The organism is Thioalkalivibrio sp. ALJ21, from assembly GCF_000378605.1.
Taxonomy (GTDB): domain Bacteria; phylum Pseudomonadota; class Gammaproteobacteria; order Ectothiorhodospirales; family Ectothiorhodospiraceae; genus Thioalkalivibrio.
Genome location: NZ_KB905155.1, coordinates 680,066 through 697,754, shown reverse-complemented (window position 1 = coordinate 697,754; position 17,689 = coordinate 680,066). Strand labels below are relative to the sequence as shown.

At 64.5% G+C, this 17,689-nt stretch carries 18 protein-coding genes; 4 read left to right on the top strand and 14 right to left on the bottom strand.

All coding sequences use genetic code 11. The annotated features are described in order from the left end of the window. Window positions 1-55: 55 nt before the first annotated feature. Complete coding sequence (locus tag F579_RS0103240) at window positions 56-1,417, bottom strand: adenosylmethionine--8-amino-7-oxononanoate transaminase (RefSeq protein ID WP_019024292.1); 1,362 nt, start codon at window positions 1,415-1,417, stop codon at window positions 56-58. A gap of 181 nt (window positions 1,418-1,598) precedes the next feature. Between F579_RS0103240 and F579_RS0103235 the strand changes: the two genes are divergently transcribed. After that, window positions 1,599-2,717, top strand: a complete 1,119-nt coding sequence (locus F579_RS0103235) for an aminotransferase class V-fold PLP-dependent enzyme (RefSeq protein ID WP_019024293.1) — start codon at window positions 1,599-1,601, stop codon at window positions 2,715-2,717. Window positions 2,718-2,737: 20 nt separating this feature from the next. Here F579_RS0103235 and F579_RS0103230 read toward each other — a convergent pair whose 3' ends face one another. The 10 genes from F579_RS0103230 to fabD form a co-directional block, all read right to left on the bottom strand. After that, window positions 2,738-3,076 (bottom strand): PilZ domain-containing protein, encoded by a 339-nt coding sequence (locus F579_RS0103230; RefSeq protein WP_018139427.1) that lies wholly within the window; start codon window positions 3,074-3,076, stop codon window positions 2,738-2,740. Between the two features lie 80 nt (window positions 3,077-3,156). Next, window positions 3,157-4,164 carry a hypothetical protein gene (locus F579_RS0103225; RefSeq protein ID WP_019024294.1) on the bottom strand — a complete coding sequence of 336 codons (1,008 nt, stop codon included), beginning with the start codon at window positions 4,162-4,164 and terminating at the stop codon, window positions 3,157-3,159. After that, the gene (gene tmk, locus F579_RS0103220) at window positions 4,131-4,790 is read right to left on the bottom strand and encodes a dTMP kinase (protein ID WP_019024295.1); all 660 of its coding nucleotides are present in this window, start codon (window positions 4,788-4,790) and stop codon (window positions 4,131-4,133) included. Before tmk ends, F579_RS0103225 begins: the two co-directional genes overlap by 34 nt. After that, window positions 4,787-5,824, bottom strand: a complete 1,038-nt coding sequence (gene mltG / locus F579_RS0103215; RefSeq protein ID WP_026301038.1) for an endolytic transglycosylase MltG — start codon at window positions 5,822-5,824, stop codon at window positions 4,787-4,789. Before mltG ends, tmk begins: the two co-directional genes overlap by 4 nt. Further along, window positions 5,811-6,620 carry an aminodeoxychorismate lyase gene (pabC, locus tag F579_RS0103210; RefSeq protein ID WP_019024297.1) on the bottom strand — a complete coding sequence of 270 codons (810 nt, stop codon included), beginning with the start codon at window positions 6,618-6,620 and terminating at the stop codon, window positions 5,811-5,813. The genes mltG and pabC overlap by 14 nt, the downstream gene beginning before the upstream one ends. Continuing rightward, window positions 6,617-7,948, bottom strand: coding sequence for an aminodeoxychorismate synthase component I (locus F579_RS0103205; protein ID WP_019024298.1), 1,332 nt, complete (start codon window positions 7,946-7,948; stop codon window positions 6,617-6,619). Before F579_RS0103205 ends, pabC begins: the two co-directional genes overlap by 4 nt. An 11-nt stretch (window positions 7,949-7,959) precedes the next feature. Continuing rightward, window positions 7,960-9,180 (bottom strand): beta-ketoacyl-ACP synthase II, encoded by a 1,221-nt coding sequence (fabF, locus tag F579_RS0103200; protein WP_018139421.1) that lies wholly within the window; start codon window positions 9,178-9,180, stop codon window positions 7,960-7,962. A 129-nt stretch (window positions 9,181-9,309) separates the two neighbouring features. Then, on the bottom strand, window positions 9,310-9,549 hold the full coding sequence (gene acpP, locus F579_RS0103195) for an acyl carrier protein (RefSeq protein ID WP_012982657.1): 240 nt from the start codon (window positions 9,547-9,549) through the stop codon (window positions 9,310-9,312). Window positions 9,550-9,679: 130 nt separating this feature from the next. Then, entirely contained in the window at window positions 9,680-10,417 is a 738-nt protein-coding gene (fabG, locus tag F579_RS0103190) for a 3-oxoacyl-ACP reductase FabG (protein WP_019024299.1), read from the bottom strand. A 46-nt stretch (window positions 10,418-10,463) separates the two neighbouring features. Then, window positions 10,464-11,408 carry an ACP S-malonyltransferase gene (gene fabD, locus F579_RS0103185; protein ID WP_019024300.1) on the bottom strand — a complete coding sequence of 315 codons (945 nt, stop codon included), beginning with the start codon at window positions 11,406-11,408 and terminating at the stop codon, window positions 10,464-10,466. Between the two features lie 206 nt (window positions 11,409-11,614). On the opposite strand from fabD, the gene infA reads away from it, so the two are divergent. Next, complete coding sequence (gene infA / locus F579_RS0103180; protein WP_012982660.1) at window positions 11,615-11,833, top strand: translation initiation factor IF-1; 219 nt, start codon at window positions 11,615-11,617, stop codon at window positions 11,831-11,833. A 109-nt stretch (window positions 11,834-11,942) separates the two neighbouring features. Here the strand turns inward: infA and clpA are convergent, their stop codons facing one another. The 3 genes from clpA to icd all read right to left on the bottom strand — a co-directional run bounded on the left by clpA (window position 11,943) and on the right by icd (window position 15,942). Next, window positions 11,943-14,210: an ATP-dependent Clp protease ATP-binding subunit ClpA gene (gene clpA / locus F579_RS0103175; RefSeq protein WP_012982661.1), complete on the bottom strand. Its 2,268-nt coding sequence runs from the start codon at window positions 14,208-14,210 to the stop codon at window positions 11,943-11,945. A gap of 5 nt (window positions 14,211-14,215) precedes the next feature. Beyond that, on the bottom strand, window positions 14,216-14,542 hold the full coding sequence (gene clpS / locus F579_RS0103170; protein ID WP_018139417.1) for an ATP-dependent Clp protease adapter ClpS: 327 nt from the start codon (window positions 14,540-14,542) through the stop codon (window positions 14,216-14,218). Between the two features lie 143 nt (window positions 14,543-14,685). Then, complete coding sequence (gene icd, locus F579_RS0103165) at window positions 14,686-15,942, bottom strand: NADP-dependent isocitrate dehydrogenase (RefSeq protein WP_019024301.1); 1,257 nt, start codon at window positions 15,940-15,942, stop codon at window positions 14,686-14,688. A gap of 125 nt (window positions 15,943-16,067) precedes the next feature. Between icd and F579_RS0103160 the strand changes: the two genes are divergently transcribed. Continuing rightward, window positions 16,068-16,529, top strand: a complete 462-nt coding sequence (locus F579_RS0103160) for an NUDIX hydrolase (protein WP_019024302.1) — start codon at window positions 16,068-16,070, stop codon at window positions 16,527-16,529. Further along, window positions 16,526-17,647, top strand: a complete 1,122-nt coding sequence (gene mnmA, locus F579_RS0103155) for a tRNA 2-thiouridine(34) synthase MnmA (protein ID WP_019024303.1) — start codon at window positions 16,526-16,528, stop codon at window positions 17,645-17,647. The genes F579_RS0103160 and mnmA overlap by 4 nt, the downstream gene beginning before the upstream one ends. Window positions 17,648-17,689 lie beyond the last annotated feature (42 nt).

Here is a 17,689-nt window from a genome sequence, read left to right as displayed (position 1 = left end):
TCAAGCACAGAGTGATGAAACTCACGCGGAGAATACACAGAATGACTAGGCGGTCTTAAGATTGATGCGTGGCGCGGTCGATACCCTCGGTCATCACCTCGACAAGGAAGTCAATTTCGTCCTCCGTAATCACGTAGGGCGGCATGAGGTAGGAGACATTGCCCAATGGACGCAAAAGCGCACCCCGAGTAAGGGCATGCCGGTAGATTTCCAGGCCTCGACGTTCCTGCCAGGGATAAGGCGTACCGGAGGCCTTGTCTTGTACGAGTTCTACCGCCGCGATCATGCCGTGCTGCCGCACGTCCGCGACATGGGGGTGATCGGCGAGCGGTGCAAGGCGCTTTTCGATGTGAGACGCCAGCACTTTGTTGCGTTCAAGAACGAGGTCGGAAGTAAAGATGTCCAGCGTCGCCAGCGCGGCACGACAGGCCAAAGGATTACCTGTATACGAATGTGAATGGAGAAACATATTGAGTTTCTCGTAGTCATCGTAAAAGGCGTTGTAGATACCATCGGACGTCAGAACAGCGGCCATGGGCAGATATCCGCCTGTCAGCCCCTTGGACAGACACAGAAAATCCGGGACCACGGGCCCCTGCTCGCAGGCGAACATGGTTCCCGTTCGCCCAAAACCCACCGCAATCTCGTCGGCGATCAGGTGCACGCCATGGCGATCACAGGCGGCGCGGAGCAGACGCAGGTACTCAGGGTCGTACATGCGCATGTGCCCTGCGCACTGCACCAACGGCTCCACGATGACGGCACAAACCTCGTCCGCGTGTTCGGCGAGTGCGGCCTCCATATGGGTGAACTGGCGGCGCGCTACATCGGCACAGCTCTCCCCGGGCTCGCGTTCGTAGCAGTCCGGTGCCGGTACGGTGATCACATCCAGCATCAGGGGCTTGTAAGTGGCGCTGTAGAGCGGGACATCGCTGACGGAAAGCGCCCCGAGGGTCTCCCCGTGGTAGCTGTTGGACAGCCGTATGAATCGGGTCTTTTCGCTCCGGCCACTGTTCAGCCAGTAGTGGAAGCTCATCTTGAGTGCGACCTCCACCCCGGCACTGCCGTTGTCCGCCAGAAACACCCGATCGAGCCCATCGGGGGTGAGGTCGATCAGTCGTTCACACAGCTCCACCACCGGCTCATGCGTGCAGCCTGCAAGAATCACGTGCTCGAGCTGGTCCAGCTGGTCGCGTACCGCGGCATTGATCCGGGGGTTCGCATGGCCGAACAGGTTGACCCACCAGGAGCTGATGGCATCGAGATACCGATTACCGTCGAAGTCGTACAGCCAGACGCCCTCTCCGCGCTGGATCGGGAGCAGGGGCAAGGTCCCCTCTTCTCCGTAATCCTTCATCTGGGTACAGGGGTGCCAGAGGGCACGCAGGTCCCGGCGTTTGAGCTGTTCGTTGTCCATGCGGCGAATTCTCGGGCGCTGTGGCTCCTCTGCGCTGGAAAGAAGGCGCCGGAGGGGCGAGTTTTTCGATGCGCGGAAAGTAGCAGGGGGTCCGTGGCCGGACAAGGCATCCCGCCTGTGCCCCGGGATTCAGCCACCCCCCTCTTCTGGGGTACCCTTTGCTGCCGGCCAGGAGGATCCCATGCACCCCGAATTTCCGCAGCAAGACATCATTCACCTCAACCACGCGGCGGTGGGCGCCTGGCCAAGGCGTACCGAAGAGGCGGTTTGCGAGTTCGCGCGCGAGAACGTACGTCAGGGATCGAAGGACTATGGCCGATGGCTCAAGCAGGTGGATGCGACGCGCGAGCTGGCGCGTGCCCTGATCGGCGCTCGCGATGCGGCGGATATTGCCTTCGTCAAGAACACCTCGGAAGCGCTGTCGATGGTGGCGTTCGGTCTGCCCTGGTCGGCGGGCGACAATATCGTCTTTCCGGCCGGGGAGTTCCCGTCCAACCGGGTCGTCTGGCACGCGGCGGGCGAACGGTTCGGCGTCGAGGTGCGCGAGGTCGAGGTCGGCGATGAACCCGAACGCGACCTGCTGGCTGCCTGCGACCGTCAGACGCGGCTGGTCGCGACCAGTGCGGTGCGTTATGACTCGGGCATACGCGTGGATATCCAGGCACTTGGGGCCGAGCTGCGGGCCCGCGGGGTCCTGTTCTGTGTGGACGCGATCCAGCACCTGGGGGCGTTGTCCTTCGACGCCCCGGGTTGCCACGCAGACTTTGTGATGGCGGATGGCCACAAGTGGATGCTGGCACCGGAGGGGATCGGGATCTTCTACGTCAACCCGGAGGTTCGCGAACAGCTGCGGTTACAGGAGTACGGCTGGAACATGCTGGCGCACGCCGGTGACTTCGCAAACCCGAGCCTGACCCCTGCCCCGTCGGCGCGCCGCTTCGAACCGGGCAGCCACAACATGCTGGGTATTCATGCGCTGCATGCCAGTCTCTCGTTGCTGATGGAGGTGGGGATCGAGAACATCGACCACGACATCTGCTTCCACTGGCACCACCTGGCCGAGGAGCTCGAGGCGATGGGGTGCGAGGTGCTTACTCCGCGTGGCCGCCGCGCGGGGATTCTGACCTTCCGTCCCCCAACGGCAGATCTCGATGCTGTCTACGCACGCCTCCAGGCCGGAGGGGTCCTGTGCGCGGTACGGGGCGGGGGCATCCGCTTCTCGCCCCATTACTACCTGACGGATCAGCAGATCGAGCGGGCCCTGGATCAGGTGCAGAAGGCGCTCGGGATCGCGGCCTGACGGCCGCAGGGCCCAGATGTTCAGAACGTGTGGGTCTTGCGGTCCGAGTTGAGCATACCGCCCAGGTGTTCCTCGATCCGGCGGTGCGTGACGCCCTTGTCCGACTTGTTGAACTGCACGCCGATGCCGCGCAGTCGGTTGCCCTGCGCCCTGGGCGGCGTGATCCATACCACGGTGCACGGGGTCGGCAGGCGGTCGGAATCCTCCAGCAGAGACAACAGCAGAAACACCTGGTCCCCGAGCTTGTAGGATTTGTCCGTGGGGATAAACAGCCCGCCGTTGGTCACGAAGGGCATGTACGCGGCGTACAGCGCCGGTTTTTCCTTGATTGCCAAGGTCAGCATGCCCTGCCCGGCCATGTTCCCTCCCGTGACGGTGTCTGGACTAGCGAGTATCCCCTATCCCGCGTGGCGCGCGCCACCCCCCTTGGGACATCCTGTCAGCGTCGCCCCAGCGCAAGCGCGATGGTCTCACTGCGAAGCGCCGGATTCAGGTTTGCGCCACTCTGGCGTTGCCACTCCAGTGACTGCTGCGCCAGCCAGGCGAGACGACGCGCGCCCCGCGCGCGTGCGAAGTCCAGCAGACGGTCGCGCGGAAATTGCTCGCCAAAGGCATCCAGTTGCCCCGCAAGCAGCAGGCGCTGCGCCGATAACAGCAAGGCCTGCAGGCGCGGGAGCAGGCGTTCCGGCACGCTGCGTTGCAGGGCGGCAGCGCTAGAATGCAGATCGGCCGCATTCAGGAGTCCAGTCAGGATCTGACGATCGGTCTCCCAGGCCTCCAGCGCCGCGGAATCGGTCAGGATCTCCCGCGCCAGCAGCGGACGATTGAGGCTCGCAGCATAGGCTTCCGCCACCCGTTCATGCTGATCGGTTTCAGCCGCAAGCCACTCGTGGACCTGTTCTATCGAAGGACTGACGACATCGACTTGCTGGCAACGACTGCGAATGGTTGCGGGCAGACTGGCGGGACGCGCGGCCTCGAGAAACAGCGTAGCCCCGGCGGGCGGTTCTTCCAGTGTCTTCAGCAGGGCGTTGGCCGCGTTCACGTTCAGTGCGTCGGCCGGACGGATAATCAGCGCGCGCAGCGCCCCGCCCGAGCCGCTCAGGGTGAGGAATTCCGTGGCGTCGCGTACGGCATCGACCAGGATATCCTTGCCGGGCTCGGCGGGCTCCAGTAACCGGACCTCCGGATGCACGCCGCCCTCCAGGCTGCGACAGGCGTTGCACTCGCCGCAGGCGGATTCATCGCCGGACACCCGCTGGCACAGCAGGCTCTGGACCAGGCTGGTCGTCAGCAGGGCCTTGCCCACCCCAGGGCTCCCGCTGACCAGAACCCCGCTGGGGAGCCGTCCGTCCCGCCCGCGCTGCACGAGCCGCTGGCGGATGGGTTCGAGCCAGGGTGGCTGGGTCGACATCAGGCGCCCCGGGGCATGATCTTCGTGTGCCACTCTTGCAGCGCCTGACGGACCCGTTCGGCCACCTGTTCAGGAGCGGCATGCCCATCAATAATCCGGTAGCGTTCCGGGTAGGCCCGGGCCCGGTCCAGGTAGGCCTCGCGCACGCGTGCGAAGAAATCCAGTGCCTCGAGCTCGATGCGGTCCCGTCGACCCCGCTGCACAGCACGTTCCAGCCCGGTCGCCGGATCGATATCAAGCAACAGGACCAGGTCGGGCCGCAGCTCGCCCTGCACCCACTCTTCCAGCCGGGCCACGCGCTCTGCCCCCAGCCCTCGCCCCGCACCCTGATAGGCAAAGCTGGCGTCGGTAAAGCGATCACTGACCACCCAGCGGCCCGCCGCGAGTGCCGGCCGTATCACCGAGGCGAGATGTTGCGCCCGGGCGGCAAACATCAACAGCAGCTCCGCCTCCGGACACATGCCGGGAAGATCGGGATCGAGCAGCAACCCCCGCAACCGCTCGCCCAGCGCCGTACCCCCCGGTTCACGCGTGCATTCAGGCTCGATGCCCATCGCGCGCAGGGCCTCCACCACCGTGGCGAGCTGCGTGGATTTGCCCGAGCCTTCGATGCCTTCCAGCACCACGAAGCGTGCATTGCTGGATGCGTCGGCGGTCATTGGCGGTTCCGGATGCCGTAGCGAGTGCCATCGCCGCCGAGTTGATAGCGAATGACGGCCTGGCGATGCTCGCGATACGTCTCGGAGAAGTGGTGAGTGCCATCGCCCCTGGAGACGAAGAACAGGTCATTCGTCTCGGCCGGCCGCGCGGCCGCCTCGATCGCCGCTCGTCCTGGCAAGGCGATCGGGGTCGGCGGCAGCCCGGCACGAGTGTAGGTGTTGTAGGGATGATCGCGCTGGAGCTCGGCGCGGGTCAGCCGCTGCACGCCAGGTTCCTGCACATAGAGCAGCGTCGGGTCGGTCTGCAGCAGCATCCCGCGGCGGAGCCGGTTCACGAACACACCTGCGACTCGATCACGCTCTTCGCCGCGGCCCGTCTCGCGCTCGATGATCGAGGCCAGGATCAGGAGTTCGTACGGTGACTCGACCGGGTGATCCTCGGTGCGCGACTCCCAGGCAGAGTGCAAGGTGGCGTCCATCGCGCGGTATGCGCGCCGCAACACATCCAGGGCATCGGTCCCGGAGCCAAAGAAATAGGTGTCCGGCAAGAACCAGCCTTCCGGATGCTCCAGCTCTTCGAGTCCCAATGCGTCCAGCAGGTTATCGACCCCGACGGATTCCGCTGGCCCTTCGATCTCGGGGTGCTGGCGCAAGGCGCGCAAGGCCTGAGCAACCGTCCAGCCTTCCGGGACGGTCAATCGATGCTGCACCACCTCTCCACGCGCCATGGCGTGCAACAGGCTGCGCGGTGTCGCACCGGCGTCGACCGCGTACTCGCCCGCCTGTAGCCGCGGCGCCAGTCCCTGGCGCCTCCCGTACAGCTCGATCATCCAGGCTTGCTCGACCCAGCCGCGCCGTTGGAATTCCTTGCTCACCTGACGAAGCCCCTGCCCCCGTTCAAGCTGGAACCGCTCGGTCTGGTCGAGCGCCAGTGGCTGGGTAAGATCCTGGTGATAGCGATCGGCCAACCACCAGCCTCCAGCCATCACGCCGACCAGCACCATTCCGATTATCCAACCACTAATCCGCTTCATGGAGCGCCATACTCAGAACCCTAACCGGGTCATCCTGCCATGCCGTGTTCGGCGTGTCCGTTTCGATCAGGCGGGCTGGGTGTAATCCCAGCCGCGCATTGCTGACATAAAGCCCGTCCACCCGGCCCAGTGCCTGCGGTTCCGCGCTTTGTTCGTGCACGGCGAAGCCGCAGTCGGACGCATGGTCGAATACCCAGGCCCTGCGCGTACCCGCGATTCCCGCCTGGTCCACCGGAGGGGTGAACAGGTCCATCCCCTGACGCCACCAGAGATTGCCTTGCGTGGCGCTCACCAGCCGCCCCCGCGTATCGCAAACGACGGCCTCGTCCCATCCAGACTCCCAGCCTTGCCGGATTACCACCTGCTCCAGGCGACTCGTGTGCTTGAGCCCTGCCAGCGCGGGCTGAATCGCCATCGCAACCCGCGACCAGCCCATGCGCAGTGGAACCGGGTCGCTACCAGTCGATGGAGTCAGCACGGCGCCGCCGGAGACAACCCGTGTCATCGCAATCGTGTCGGGCGGCGCATAACCGCGCGGTCCCTGCCCGCGGGTAATCGTGATTCGCGCCAGACAGCGCCCTTCCGGCGCGACGTGCTGCAGCTCCTCGCGCAGCAGTGCTTCGTCAACCGGCGGAAAGCCGAGTCGTTTCAGGCCCCGCTCAAGCCGTGCGACATGATAAGGCCACAAGCGTGGCTGCCCAGCCTCCATCATGACCGTCTCGAACAGGCCGTCGCCCAGCAACAGACCCCGGTCGTCACCCGGCACGCAGCTCTCGACGCCGTTGACCAGGATCACGCCTGCGTCTCCAGTGCATCCAGTAGACCATGCGCCTTGTGGCGGGTCTCGGCGAGTTCGCGGTCCGGATCCGAGTCCGCCACGATGCCCGCTCCGGCGCGAAAGCGCAGCTCGTTATCGCGCATCACCAGGGTACGAATCAGGATGTTGGTATCCATGCGCCCATGCCGGCTCACATAGCCACAGGACCCGGTGTACACCCCTCGGGGCGCGCCTCTCTCGAGCTCCTGGATGATCTGCATGCTCCGTATCTTGGGGCACCCGGTAATGGTCCCGCCCGGAAACACGGCTCGCAGCACATCGCCCGCCCGCGTCCCGGGCTTCAACCGTCCCACGATACTCGACACGATGTGATGAACCCGCCGGTAGCTCTCGACGGTCATCAGTTCGGCCACTCGCACGCTCCCGGCGCAGGCCACCCGCCCGATATCATTGCGCTCAAGGTCAACCAGCATCACATGCTCAGATCGTTCCTTAATATTGCCACGTAATTCACTAAAAAGACGAGAATCTTTATCCGCATTATCGTCCCGGCGGCGAGTGCCCGCGATCGGCCGCGTCTCGACCTCGCCACCGTCCACAGACACCAGACGCTCGGGCGATGAACTGATCACCTGACCCTCGGGAAACTGCAGCCAGGCGGCGAACGGTGCGGCATTCGCGCTCCGCAGTCGCGCATACAACGAAGCCCCATCGAGTGCCTCTGCGCTGGCGGCCTTCCACTCGCGCGACAGATTCACCTGAAAGGTATCGCCCGCGCGAATGTACTCGAGTCCCTGCTTCACCGCCTCGCGATAGCGCTCGGGTTGCTCTTCGTCGATCACGAGCTCCGGCAGTACGCCTGGACCCAGTACATCCTCCCGGCACCGCTCGACATCTGCCCGCATGTCCGCGAGCGGTTCTGCCCCCTCCTCGCACACCAGAAAGGTCTCATCGTCGTGATGATCCACAATGATGGCGGCGGGAAAGCGGATGGCACGGGCGGCGGGCAACCAGGGATCCGCGCGGCAGCGACCCAGGGCGGGCTCCAGCTGCCATGCCCATTCATACCCTAAATAGAGAAACCAGCCCCCGAGAAAAGGCAGATGGTCATAACCCGGCTCGATTTCAGTGGAGGCCCTTGAATCGCTCAGGTCCTGATCGAGCACGGACAACAGTTCGTCATCCGCTCGGGCATCGACCGTTTCACCCGGAAAGGCAAACAGGATGGAATAACGAGCCGGCGCCTGACCAATCAGGGCCGACTCGAGCAGGTGGGGATAGCGCTCCGGGAAGCGCCGGGCCAGGGGCGCCAGATCGATCCCGCGCCCCAGCCGTTCGACTGCCATATGCTGGCGGACTAGAGGGTGCGAAACACCAGGGTGCCGTTCGTGCCCCCAAAACCGAAGGAGTTCGACAGGCCCACCTTCGTGTTCATCTCACGTGCCTCGTTAGCCACATAATCCAGATCGCAGCCTTCACTCGGATTTTCGAGATTGATCGTCGGCGGAGAGACCTGATCGCGCAGCGCCAGTGCCGTGAACACACCCTCGATCCCACCAGCCGCACCCAGCAGGTGCCCGGTCATCGACTTGGTGGAATTCACCAACAGCTTGTAGGCGTGATCGCCAAAGGCCTTCTTAAGACCCTGCGTTTCGGCCAGGTCGCCTGCGGGAGTGGACGTACCATGGGCGTTGATGTAGCCCACCTCTTCCGGGTTCACGCCGGCATCTTTCAGTGCACGCAGCATGCACTTGGCCGCACCCGCTCCATCCTGGGAAGGCTGGGTCATGTGGTAGGCATCAGCGTTCCAGGCAAAGCCGGCAACCTCACAGTAGATATGCGCCCCGCGCGCCTTGGCGTGTTCGTATTCCTCAAGCATCATCACGCCTGCTCCGTCACTGAGCACAAAGCCGTCGCGATCCTGATCCCAGGGGCGCGAGGCCCGCTCGGGATCGTCATTCCGGGTCGACAGCGCACGCGCCGCCGCAAAGCCGCCGATCCCCAGTGGAGTCGTGGCCATCTCGGCACCACCGGCCACCATCGCATCCGCATCGCCATAGGCGATCATGCGGGCCGCGTCGCCAATGTTGTGCGTCGCGGTCGCGCAGGCCGACACGATCGAGATGTTCGGGCCCTGCAGGTTGCGCATGATGGAGAGATTACCCGCTACCATGTTGATGATGGCGCTGGGCACGAAGAACGGCGAGATCTTGCGAGCACCGCCCTTGAGATAGGCGGCATAAGACCGTTCGATATACGGCAGGCCCCCAATGCCGGACCCAATCGCGACCCCGATGCGGTCCGCGTTTTCCTCGGTTACTTCCAGACCCGAGTCGTCCAGCGCCTGAATCCCGGCGGCCAGACCGTAGAGGACGAACGTGTCCATCTTTTTCTGGTCTTTCGTCGGGACATAGTCATTGGCGTCGAAGTCCCGCACGGCTCCGGAAATCTTGACCGGCATCTCCGATGCATCGAATACGTCGATGGGAGAAATGCCGCTCTTGCCGGCCTTGATGTTGGACCAGGCCTTGTCGATGGTAGAGCCGACCGGGGACACAATGCCCAGTCCGGTAATCACGACACGTCGCTTAGCCAATGATGTTCTCCTCGGAAAGACTGAAATACGCGCTCAACGAAACGACGAAGGGCCACTCTGCTCGCAGAGAGGCCCGTCCGCGTCCTGTTCGAGCGCCCAGGGGGCGCCCAATCAGTCCTTCATGTGCTCGTTGATGTAGTCGATCGCCTGCTGCACCGTGGTGATCTTTTCCGCCTGCTCGTCCGGGATTTCCGTCTCGAATTCTTCTTCGAGCGCCATCACCAGTTCCACGGTGTCCAGCGAATCGGCACCCAGGTCGTCGACAAAGGCGGCACTGTTGGTGACGTCCTCTTCCTTGACGCCCAGCTGCTCGACAACGATCTTCTTGACGCGTTCTTCAATGCTACTCATGGTTCAGAAATCCCCTTCCAATTGAGGCGGCTTCGTTTGAAGGTTCGCCATTCTAGAGAAAAGCCCGGCCGCGATCCAGGGAGACGCGAACCTCTCGGGCCTGCGCGGGACCTCGGGCCCCGCGGGTTGATCAGTGCATGAACATCCCGCCGTTCACATGCAGCGTTTCGCCGGTGATATAGCCGGCCTCTTCGGAGGCCAGGAATCCCACGGCAGCCGCGATCTCTTCCGGCGCGCCCAGGCGCCCCAGCGGGATCTGGCCCAGCAGGTGTTCCTTGGTCTCGTCCCCGAGCTCGCGGGTCATATCGGTATCAATGAAACCCGGGGCGACCGTATTAACGGTGATGTTCCGGCTACCCACCTCGCGTGCCAGAGACCGCGCGAAACCCGCGAGCCCTGCCTTGGCCGCCGCGTAGTTCGTTTGACCGGCATTGCCAGCGGAGCCGACCACCGAGCCGATCAGGATGATGCGGCCACGACGCAGCTTCATCATGCCCTTCAGCAGGCGCTGCGTCAGGCGGGCTGCGGCGGACAGGTTGGTGTTGATGATTGCATCCCACTCCTCGTCCTTCATCCGCATGAACAGGTTGTCGCGGGTAATGCCCGCATTGTTCACCAGCACCTCCACCGGTCCTTCCTGCCCCTGGATGCTGGCGAGCCCGGCTGCAACCGAATCGGCGTCGGTCACATCCATGGCAATGCCCCGCCCGTTCCACTCGGACAGCGCCTCTGTAATGCGCTGGGCGCCGGATTCGCTGGTCGCGGTCCCCACGACCTGCAGGCCCTGGTCCGCAAGACGGCGGGCAATGGCCGCGCCAATGCCGCGGCTGGCCCCGGTCACCAGGGCCACTCGTTTGTTATCGGACATCATTCGCCTTCTGTGTTTGGACGTACTGGGAATCGAATGTAGAGGGTCAGCCGGCTGCCAGCCGGTTCAAGGTGGCGCCCAGAGTATCGCGATCGGCCACATCGAACAGTTCCAGCCCGCGATCAATCCGCTTGGCCAGGCCTGTGAGCACGCGTCCCGGTCCGCATTCCACCTGTACCGCAACACCCTGGCCGCGAAGCCCCTGGATGGTCTCCACCCAGCGCACCGGCCGGTAGAGCTGCGCGGCAAGATTGGCCTTGATCGCCTCGGCCGTCTCGGCAGGCGCCGCGGTCACATTCTGCCAAACGGGGATCTCCGGGGCCGCAAAGCTCGTCGTATCGAGAACCGACTGCAGGCGTTCGGCGGCCGGGCGCATCAGCGCGCAATGCGACGGCACGGACACGGGCAGCTTGAGCGCCCGCTTGGCCCCGGCGTCCTTCGCCGCACTAACCGCCCGGTCGACCGCCACGGCCGCGCCTGCGATCACCACCTGCCCGGGGGCATTCAGGTTGACGGCCTCAAGGACCTCGCCACTCGCGTTCTCCGCACAGAGTCGCTCGACCGCGGTATCGTCGAGACCGAGGATCGCAGCCATTGCGCCCTCGCCCTCGGGCACGGCAGCCTGCATGGCGCGAGCCCGTTCGGCCACCAGTCTCACCGCATCGGGAAACCGCAACACACCCGCCGCGACCAGCGCGCTGTACTCGCCCAGGCTGTGGCCCGCCACCGCGGCGGGACGCGCGTCCGTCTGCTGCATCAGCAGCCGCCAGGTGGCCACGCCGGCCGCGAGCATGACCGGCTGGGTCCATTCGGTCTGGTTCAGTTGCTCGACCGGCCCGTGCTGGCACAGGCTCCACAGGTCGGCATCCAGGCAGTCCGAAGCCTCCTGAAAGGTATCGCGTACGACCGCGTGGTCGTCGCCCAGATCAGTGAGCATGCCGGTGGACTGGGAGCCCTGCCCCGGAAAGACTGCGGCCCAGGTAGTGGTCATTCGCTAATCGTCTCGCGCGTAAAAAGCGGGCGTAGTGTAGGCCCAAGGGAAACACTGATCAATGTACACGCCCGCCATCCTCCGCGAATGGCGGGCACCCGGCTACCCGTACCCGGCAGCTGTCACGCGGAAAACCCCGTGTTGACTTGTGTTCGCGCGTGGCATCCGGATAATGTCGCCACCGAATTCAATACGCGAGGAACTGCATGGCGAAGGAAGACGAAATCGAGCTGGAAGGAACGGTGGTGGAGACCCTGCCGAATACGACGTTCCGGGTCGAGCTCGAAAACGGGCACACCATCACCGCCCACATCTCCGGCAAGATGCGCAAGCATTACATCCGCATCCTGCGTGGCGACAAGGTGATCGTGCAGATGACCCCCTACGACCTGACCAAGGGCCGTATCGTCTACCGCAACAAGTAGTTCCGCCCACGGGGTTGCGGGTCCGCTCGAAAGATCAAGGGGCCCATCCCCGAATGACGAAGCCCCGGCTGGACCGGGGCTTCGTGGTTTCTGCAGGCCGGAATCCGGCTCAGGAGACGGCCGGCTCGCGGATATCGAGCTCCAGCCCGGATTCGCCCACCCGGACCACGACCTCGCCACCCTGCGCCAGACGCCCGAACAGCAACTCGTCGGCCAGCGGCTTCTTGATGTGCTCCTGCAGCGTACGCGCCATCGGACGTGCACCCATCTTGACGTCGTAGCCATGCTCGGCCAGCCAGGCTCGGGCATCCGGCTCCACCGTCAGGTGCACCTTCTTCTCGTCCAGCTGGGCCTGCAGCTGCGTCAGGAACTTGTCCACGACATTGAGGATGGTCGCCTCGTCCAGCGGACCGAACTGGATGGTCGCATCCAGCCGGTTGCGGAACTCCGGCGTGAAGGTCCGCTTGATCGCCTCTGTGGAATCGCTGGAGTGATCCTGCTGGGTAAAGCCCACCGACGGGCGGCTGGCCTGCTCCGCCCCGGCATTGGTCGTCATCACCAGAATCACGTTGCGGAAGTCCACCTCGCGGCCATTGGCGTCCGTCAGGGTGCCGTGGTCCATCACCTGCAGCAGCACATTGAAGACATCCGGATGGGCCTTTTCGATCTCGTCCAGCAGCAGCACCGAATGCGGATGCTTGAGGATCGCATCGGTCAGCAGCCCGCCTTCGTCGTAGCCGACATAGCCGGGCGGCGCCCCGATCAGGCGCGAGACCGTATGGCGCTCCATGTACTCGGACATGTCGAAGCGCGCCAGATGAATCCCCAGCTGCTGCGCCAGTTGACGCGTCACCTCGGTCTTCCCGACCCCGGTCGGACCGGCGAACAGGAACGAACCGATCGGCTTGTCCATGTCGCCAAGCCCCGACCGCGCCATCTTGATCGAGGTCGCGAGCGTCCCGATCGCCTCGTCCTGGCCGAAGACGGTCATCTTCAGGTTGCGTTCGAGGTTGCGCAGCGTCTCCTTGTCGGAGCTGGAGACCGATTTCGGCGGGATGCGCGCGATCTTGGCCACGATCGTCTCGATATCCTGCACGCCAATGGTCTTCTTGCGCTGACTCATTGGCAGTAGCTGCCGGCTGGCACCGGCCTCGTCGATCAGGTCGATCGCCTTGTCCGGCAGGAAGCGGTCGGTAATGTAGCGATCCGCCAGTTCCGCGGCGGCACGCAGCGCCGGACGCGTGAAGCGGACATTGTGGTGTGCCTCGAAGCGCGACTTCAGCCCCCGCAGAATCTGCTCGGTCTCGTCCACTGTCGGTTCCGGCACCTCGATCTTCTGGAAGCGACGGGCCAGGGCGCGGTCCTTCTCGAAGATGCCGCGATATTCCTGGTAGGTGGTCGAGCCGATGCACTTCAGCTCGCCCGAGGCGAGCATCGGCTTGATCAGGTTGGACGCGTCCATCACCCCGCCGGAGGCGGCGCCCGCACCGATGATGGTGTGGATCTCGTCGATGAACAGCACCGCGCCGGGCTCCTTCTTCAGCTGCGCCAGCACGCCCTTCAGGCGCTTCTCGAAATCACCGCGGTACTTGGTTCCGGCCACCAGCGCGCCCAGATCGAGCGCATAGACGGTCGCGGATTCGATTGCCTCCGGCACCTGCTCGTCGACGATACGCCGCGCCAGGCCCTCGGCGATCGCGGTCTTGCCGACACCGGCTTCGCCCACCAGCAGCGGGTTGTTCTTGCGCCGGCGGCAGAGGATCTGGATGGTGCGCTCGATCTCGTGATCGCGCCCGATCAGCGGGTCGATCTCGTCCTTGCGCGCCTTCTCGTTAAGATTGGTAGCGTACAGATGCAGCGCGTTGGTCTTTTCCTCGCGCTCGCCCTCCACCGGCTCCGGCTGCGGGTCGTTCGGATTCTGCTGCCCCCCCAGTTCGTCTTCTCCAACCTTGGAGATGCCGTGAGAGATGAAATTCACCACGTCCAGGCGGCTGATGTTCTGCTGCCCGAGCACGTAAAGCGCCTGGCTGTCCTGTTCGCCGAACAGCGCGACCAGCACGTTCGCCCCGGAGACCTCCTTGCGGCCGCTGGACTGCACATGAAAGACCGCCCGTTGCAGGACCCGCTGGAACCCCAGGGTCGGCTGCGTCTCGCGTGAGTCATTCGGCGGGATGCGCGGGGTGTTCTCGTCGATGTATACCTCGAGCTCGTCGCGGATGCGGTCGAGATCGCCCCCACAGGCGCGCAGCACCGTTGCGGCGCTGGGATTCTGCGCCAGCGCCATCAGGAGGTGCTCCACGGTCACGAACTCGTGGCGCTTCTCCCGCGCTTCCTTGAAGACCATGTTCAGGCTGAATTCGAGTTCCTTGTCGAGCATGGGAGTCAGACCTCCTCCATCGAGCAAAGCAGTGGATGCTGGTGGCTACGGGCGTAATCGTTCACCTGTGCCACCTTCGTCTCGGCCACGTCCCGGGTATAGATGCCGCATACTCCCTTGCCGCGTGTATGCACGTGCAGCATCACCTGGGTGGCCTTTTCGCGATCCATACTGAAGAAGGTCTCCAGCACCTCGACCACGAACTCCATAGGCGTGAAGTCGTCGTTGAGCAGCACCACCTTGTACTGCCGCGGTGGCTTGAGCTCCGGCCTCGATTCTTCGACCGCGGTATTGCTGTCGTGATCGGGGATCTGGGGCTTTTTCTCACTCATCGGTCGAACTCACGCTTTCAGCGGTTTGGTCATGCCAGTTCGGCCATCCAGGGAAACACTGATCCAATGTCTCCCTGGGTCCTTAGGCCATGTTCATGGTCGTTCGGTTCCGGGCTCGGGCCAAGTGCCCGCACCCGCTGTCATTACATGTGCTTGATCAGGGCCTCGCCAAAGGCCGAGCAGCTCACCGGCTCGACGTTATCCATCAACCGGGCGAAGTCATAGGTCACCTCGCCTGCGCTGATCGCGCCGCCCATGCCCTTCACGACCAGATCGGCCGCCTCGGACCAGCCCAGGTGGCGCAGCATCATCTCGGCCGACAGGATCAGCGAGCCCGGGTTGACCTTGTCCTGACCGGCGTACTTCGGGGCGGTCCCGTGGGTCGCCTCGAACATCGCGGTGGTATCGGACAGGTTTGCGCCGGGCGCGATCCCGATACCCCCGACCTGCGCAGCCAGTGCATCGGAGATGTAGTCGCCGTTCAGGTTCAGCGTGGCGATCACCGAGTAGTCCTCCGGGCGCAGCAGAATCTGCTGCAGGAAGGCATCCGCGATCACGTCCTTGATCACGATGTCGCGGCCGGTCTTCGGGTTCTTGAAGGTCTGCCACGGGCCACCGTCCAGATCCTTCGCACCAAACTCCTCGCGCGCCAGCTCGTAGCCCCAGGCCTTGAACGAGCCCTCGGTGAATTTCATGATGTTGCCCTTGTGCACCAGCGTCACCGACGGGCGGTCGTTGTCGATCGCGTACTCGATCGCCTTGCGCACCAGGCGCTTGGTACCCTCGCTGGAGACCGGCTTCACGCCGATGCCGGCAGTATCCGGGAAACGGATCTGGGTCACGCCCATCTCGTTTTGCAGGAAGTCGATGACCTTCTTCACCTCCGGCGTGCCGGATTCGAACTCGATGCCGGCGTAGATGTCCTCCGAGTTCTCGCGGAAGATCACCATGTCGGTCTTTTCCGGCTCCTTCAGCGGGCTCGGGGTGCCGTCGTAGTAACGCACCGGGCGCAGGCAGACGAACAGGTCCAGCTTCTGGCGCAGCGCGACGTTGAGGGAACGGAACCCGCCACCCACCGGGGTGGTCAGCGGGCCCTTGATGGACACGCGATAGTCCTTGACCGCCTCCAGGGTTTCATCCGGCAGTCCGGAGTTGTCGTCATAAATCTGCGTGGCCTTCTCGCCCGCATAGACCTCCATCCATTCGATCGCCTTCTGGCCACCGTAGGCCTTCTCCACGGCCGCATCGGTCACGCGGCGCATCACCGGCGTGATGTCCACACCGATCCCGTCCCCCTCGATAAAGGGGATGATCGGGCGCTCCGGCACCACCAGCTTGCCCTGCTCGTCGACGGTGATGCGCTCGCCCTTTTCGGGGACCTGAATGTGCTGGTAGGCCATGCAAACTCCTTGTGCGTGAGAATTGAATTCGTTCTCCGGGATTATACATACCCATCCGCTCCCGCCGAGGGGAACGTGGTCTGCAAAACGCCAGTGCGACGGGCCGCTGCGTTATCATTCGCGGCATGACCGAACGCCTGCCCTGCCATATCACCGTCGCTGCCGTCATCGAGCGGGACGGGCGCTTCCTGTTCGTCGAGGAGACGGACGACGGCCGCCATGTACTGAACCAGCCAGCCGGCCATCTCGATGCCGAGGAAGACCTGGTCGAAGCGGTGATTCGCGAGGTCCGCGAGGAGACCTGTCTGGACTTCCAGCCGGAGGCCCTGCTCGGCTGCGACCTGCTCGCGCTCGCCAATGGCGCGGTGACGCTGCGCGTCGCGTTCTGCGGCACGGCAAGCGACCCCAGCCATCCGCCGGCCCGCGACCCCGCCATCCATGCCCTCCACTGGCTGACACCGGATGAGGCGCGTCGCGGATGGCCGCTGCGCAGCCCGCTGGTCCTGCGCAGCATCCGCCGCTATCAGGACGGGATGCGCCTGCCGCTCGCGGCGGCCGGCTCACTGATTCATGCGGAGGGGCCGTGAGCAGCCCCGACCGGGTCATCGTGGGCCTGTCGGGCGGGGTGGACTCGGCCGTGGCGGCCAGCCGCCTGCTGGAGGCCGGCTATCGGGTGGAAGGCCTGTTCATGAAGAACTGGGAGGATGACGACGACGCGGAGTACTGCGCCGCCGAGGCCGACTACGAAATGGCCCGCGAGGTCGCGGCCTGTCTCGAGATCCCCCTGCACAAGGCGAACTTCGCCGAGGACTATCGCCAGCGGGTGTTTCGCCATTTCCTGCACGAGTACGAGGCTGGCCGGACGCCGAATCCGGACATCCTGTGCAACCGCGAGATCAAGTTCCGCTCGTTCCTGGATCACGCCCGCCAACTGGGCGCGCAATGGATCGCCACCGGCCACTACGCCCGCGTGCGCCACCTCCCCGACCACAGCGAGCTGTGCATGGCGACGGATGCCAACAAGGATCAGACCTATTTCCTGCATACCCTGACGCAGGAACAGCTGCGCCCTGCGCTGTTCCCGCTGGGGGACATCCCCAAGGACCAGGTCCGGGCGCGCGCCCGCGAGCTGGGGCTGCCCAACCACGCCCGCAAGGATTCCACCGGCATCTGCTTCATCGGCGAGCGCCGCTTCCGTGATTTCCTGGCGCAATACCTGCGGGCGCCGGAGGGCGAGATGTGCACGCCCGAAGGTCAGGTCGTGGGGCACCACCAGGGCCTGATGTTCTACACCCTGGGACAGCGCCAGGGACTCGGCATTGGCGGGATCGACGGGTTTCCCGAGGCCCCCTGGTATGTCGTGGACAAGGACCTGGGGAGCAATCGGCTGATCGTCGCGCAGGACCCGCAGCATCCGCTGCTGATGAGTCCCGAGATCGAGACAGAGTCCGTCCACTGGATTCACCGCCCGCCCGAACCGGGACAGCCGCTGATGGCACGCCTGCGTCATCGCCAGCCCTTGCAGCCCTGCCGGTTGGAATCCGTCGATGGGGACCGTCTACGCGTTCGCTTCGAGTCCCCTCAGCGTGCGGCCACGCCCGGTCAGTCGGCGGTTTTTTATGACGGCGATGTGTGTCTGGGGGGTGCCGTGATTGCCACCCGCCGCACACTGGCCAGTGAGCCGGAAGCCCCGGTTCCGGTATAGTAGGCGCGTTTTCCGTATCCACCCACTCACGCCTGCTCCGGG

Excerpts from the sequence above, each read along its gene's own strand:
- F579_RS0103240 (WP_019024292.1), bottom strand. The coding sequence starts at position 1,417 with ATGGACAACGAACAGCTCAAACGCCGGGACCTGCGTGCCCTCTGGCAC.
- F579_RS0103235 (WP_019024293.1), top strand. The coding sequence starts at position 1,599 with ATGCACCCCGAATTTCCGCAGCAAGACATCATTCACCTCAACCACGCG.
- F579_RS0103230 (WP_018139427.1), bottom strand. The coding sequence starts at position 3,076 with ATGGCCGGGCAGGGCATGCTGACCTTGGCAATCAAGGAAAAACCGGCG.
- tmk (WP_019024295.1), bottom strand. The coding sequence starts at position 4,790 with ATGACCGCCGACGCATCCAGCAATGCACGCTTCGTGGTGCTGGAAGGC.
- mltG (WP_026301038.1), bottom strand. The coding sequence starts at position 5,824 with ATGAAGCGGATTAGTGGTTGGATAATCGGAATGGTGCTGGTCGGCGTG.
- F579_RS0103205 (WP_019024298.1), bottom strand. The coding sequence starts at position 7,948 with ATGGCAGTCGAACGGCTGGGGCGCGGGATCGATCTGGCGCCCCTGGCC.
- acpP (WP_012982657.1), bottom strand. The coding sequence starts at position 9,549 with ATGAGTAGCATTGAAGAACGCGTCAAGAAGATCGTTGTCGAGCAGCTG.
- fabG (WP_019024299.1), bottom strand. The coding sequence starts at position 10,417 with ATGTCCGATAACAAACGAGTGGCCCTGGTGACCGGGGCCAGCCGCGGC.
- fabD (WP_019024300.1), bottom strand. The coding sequence starts at position 11,408 with ATGACCACTACCTGGGCCGCAGTCTTTCCGGGGCAGGGCTCCCAGTCC.
- infA (WP_012982660.1), top strand. The coding sequence starts at position 11,615 with ATGGCGAAGGAAGACGAAATCGAGCTGGAAGGAACGGTGGTGGAGACC.
- clpA (WP_012982661.1), bottom strand. The coding sequence starts at position 14,210 with ATGCTCGACAAGGAACTCGAATTCAGCCTGAACATGGTCTTCAAGGAA.
- clpS (WP_018139417.1), bottom strand. The coding sequence starts at position 14,542 with ATGAGTGAGAAAAAGCCCCAGATCCCCGATCACGACAGCAATACCGCG.
- icd (WP_019024301.1), bottom strand. The coding sequence starts at position 15,942 with ATGGCCTACCAGCACATTCAGGTCCCCGAAAAGGGCGAGCGCATCACC.
- F579_RS0103160 (WP_019024302.1), top strand. The coding sequence starts at position 16,068 with ATGACCGAACGCCTGCCCTGCCATATCACCGTCGCTGCCGTCATCGAG.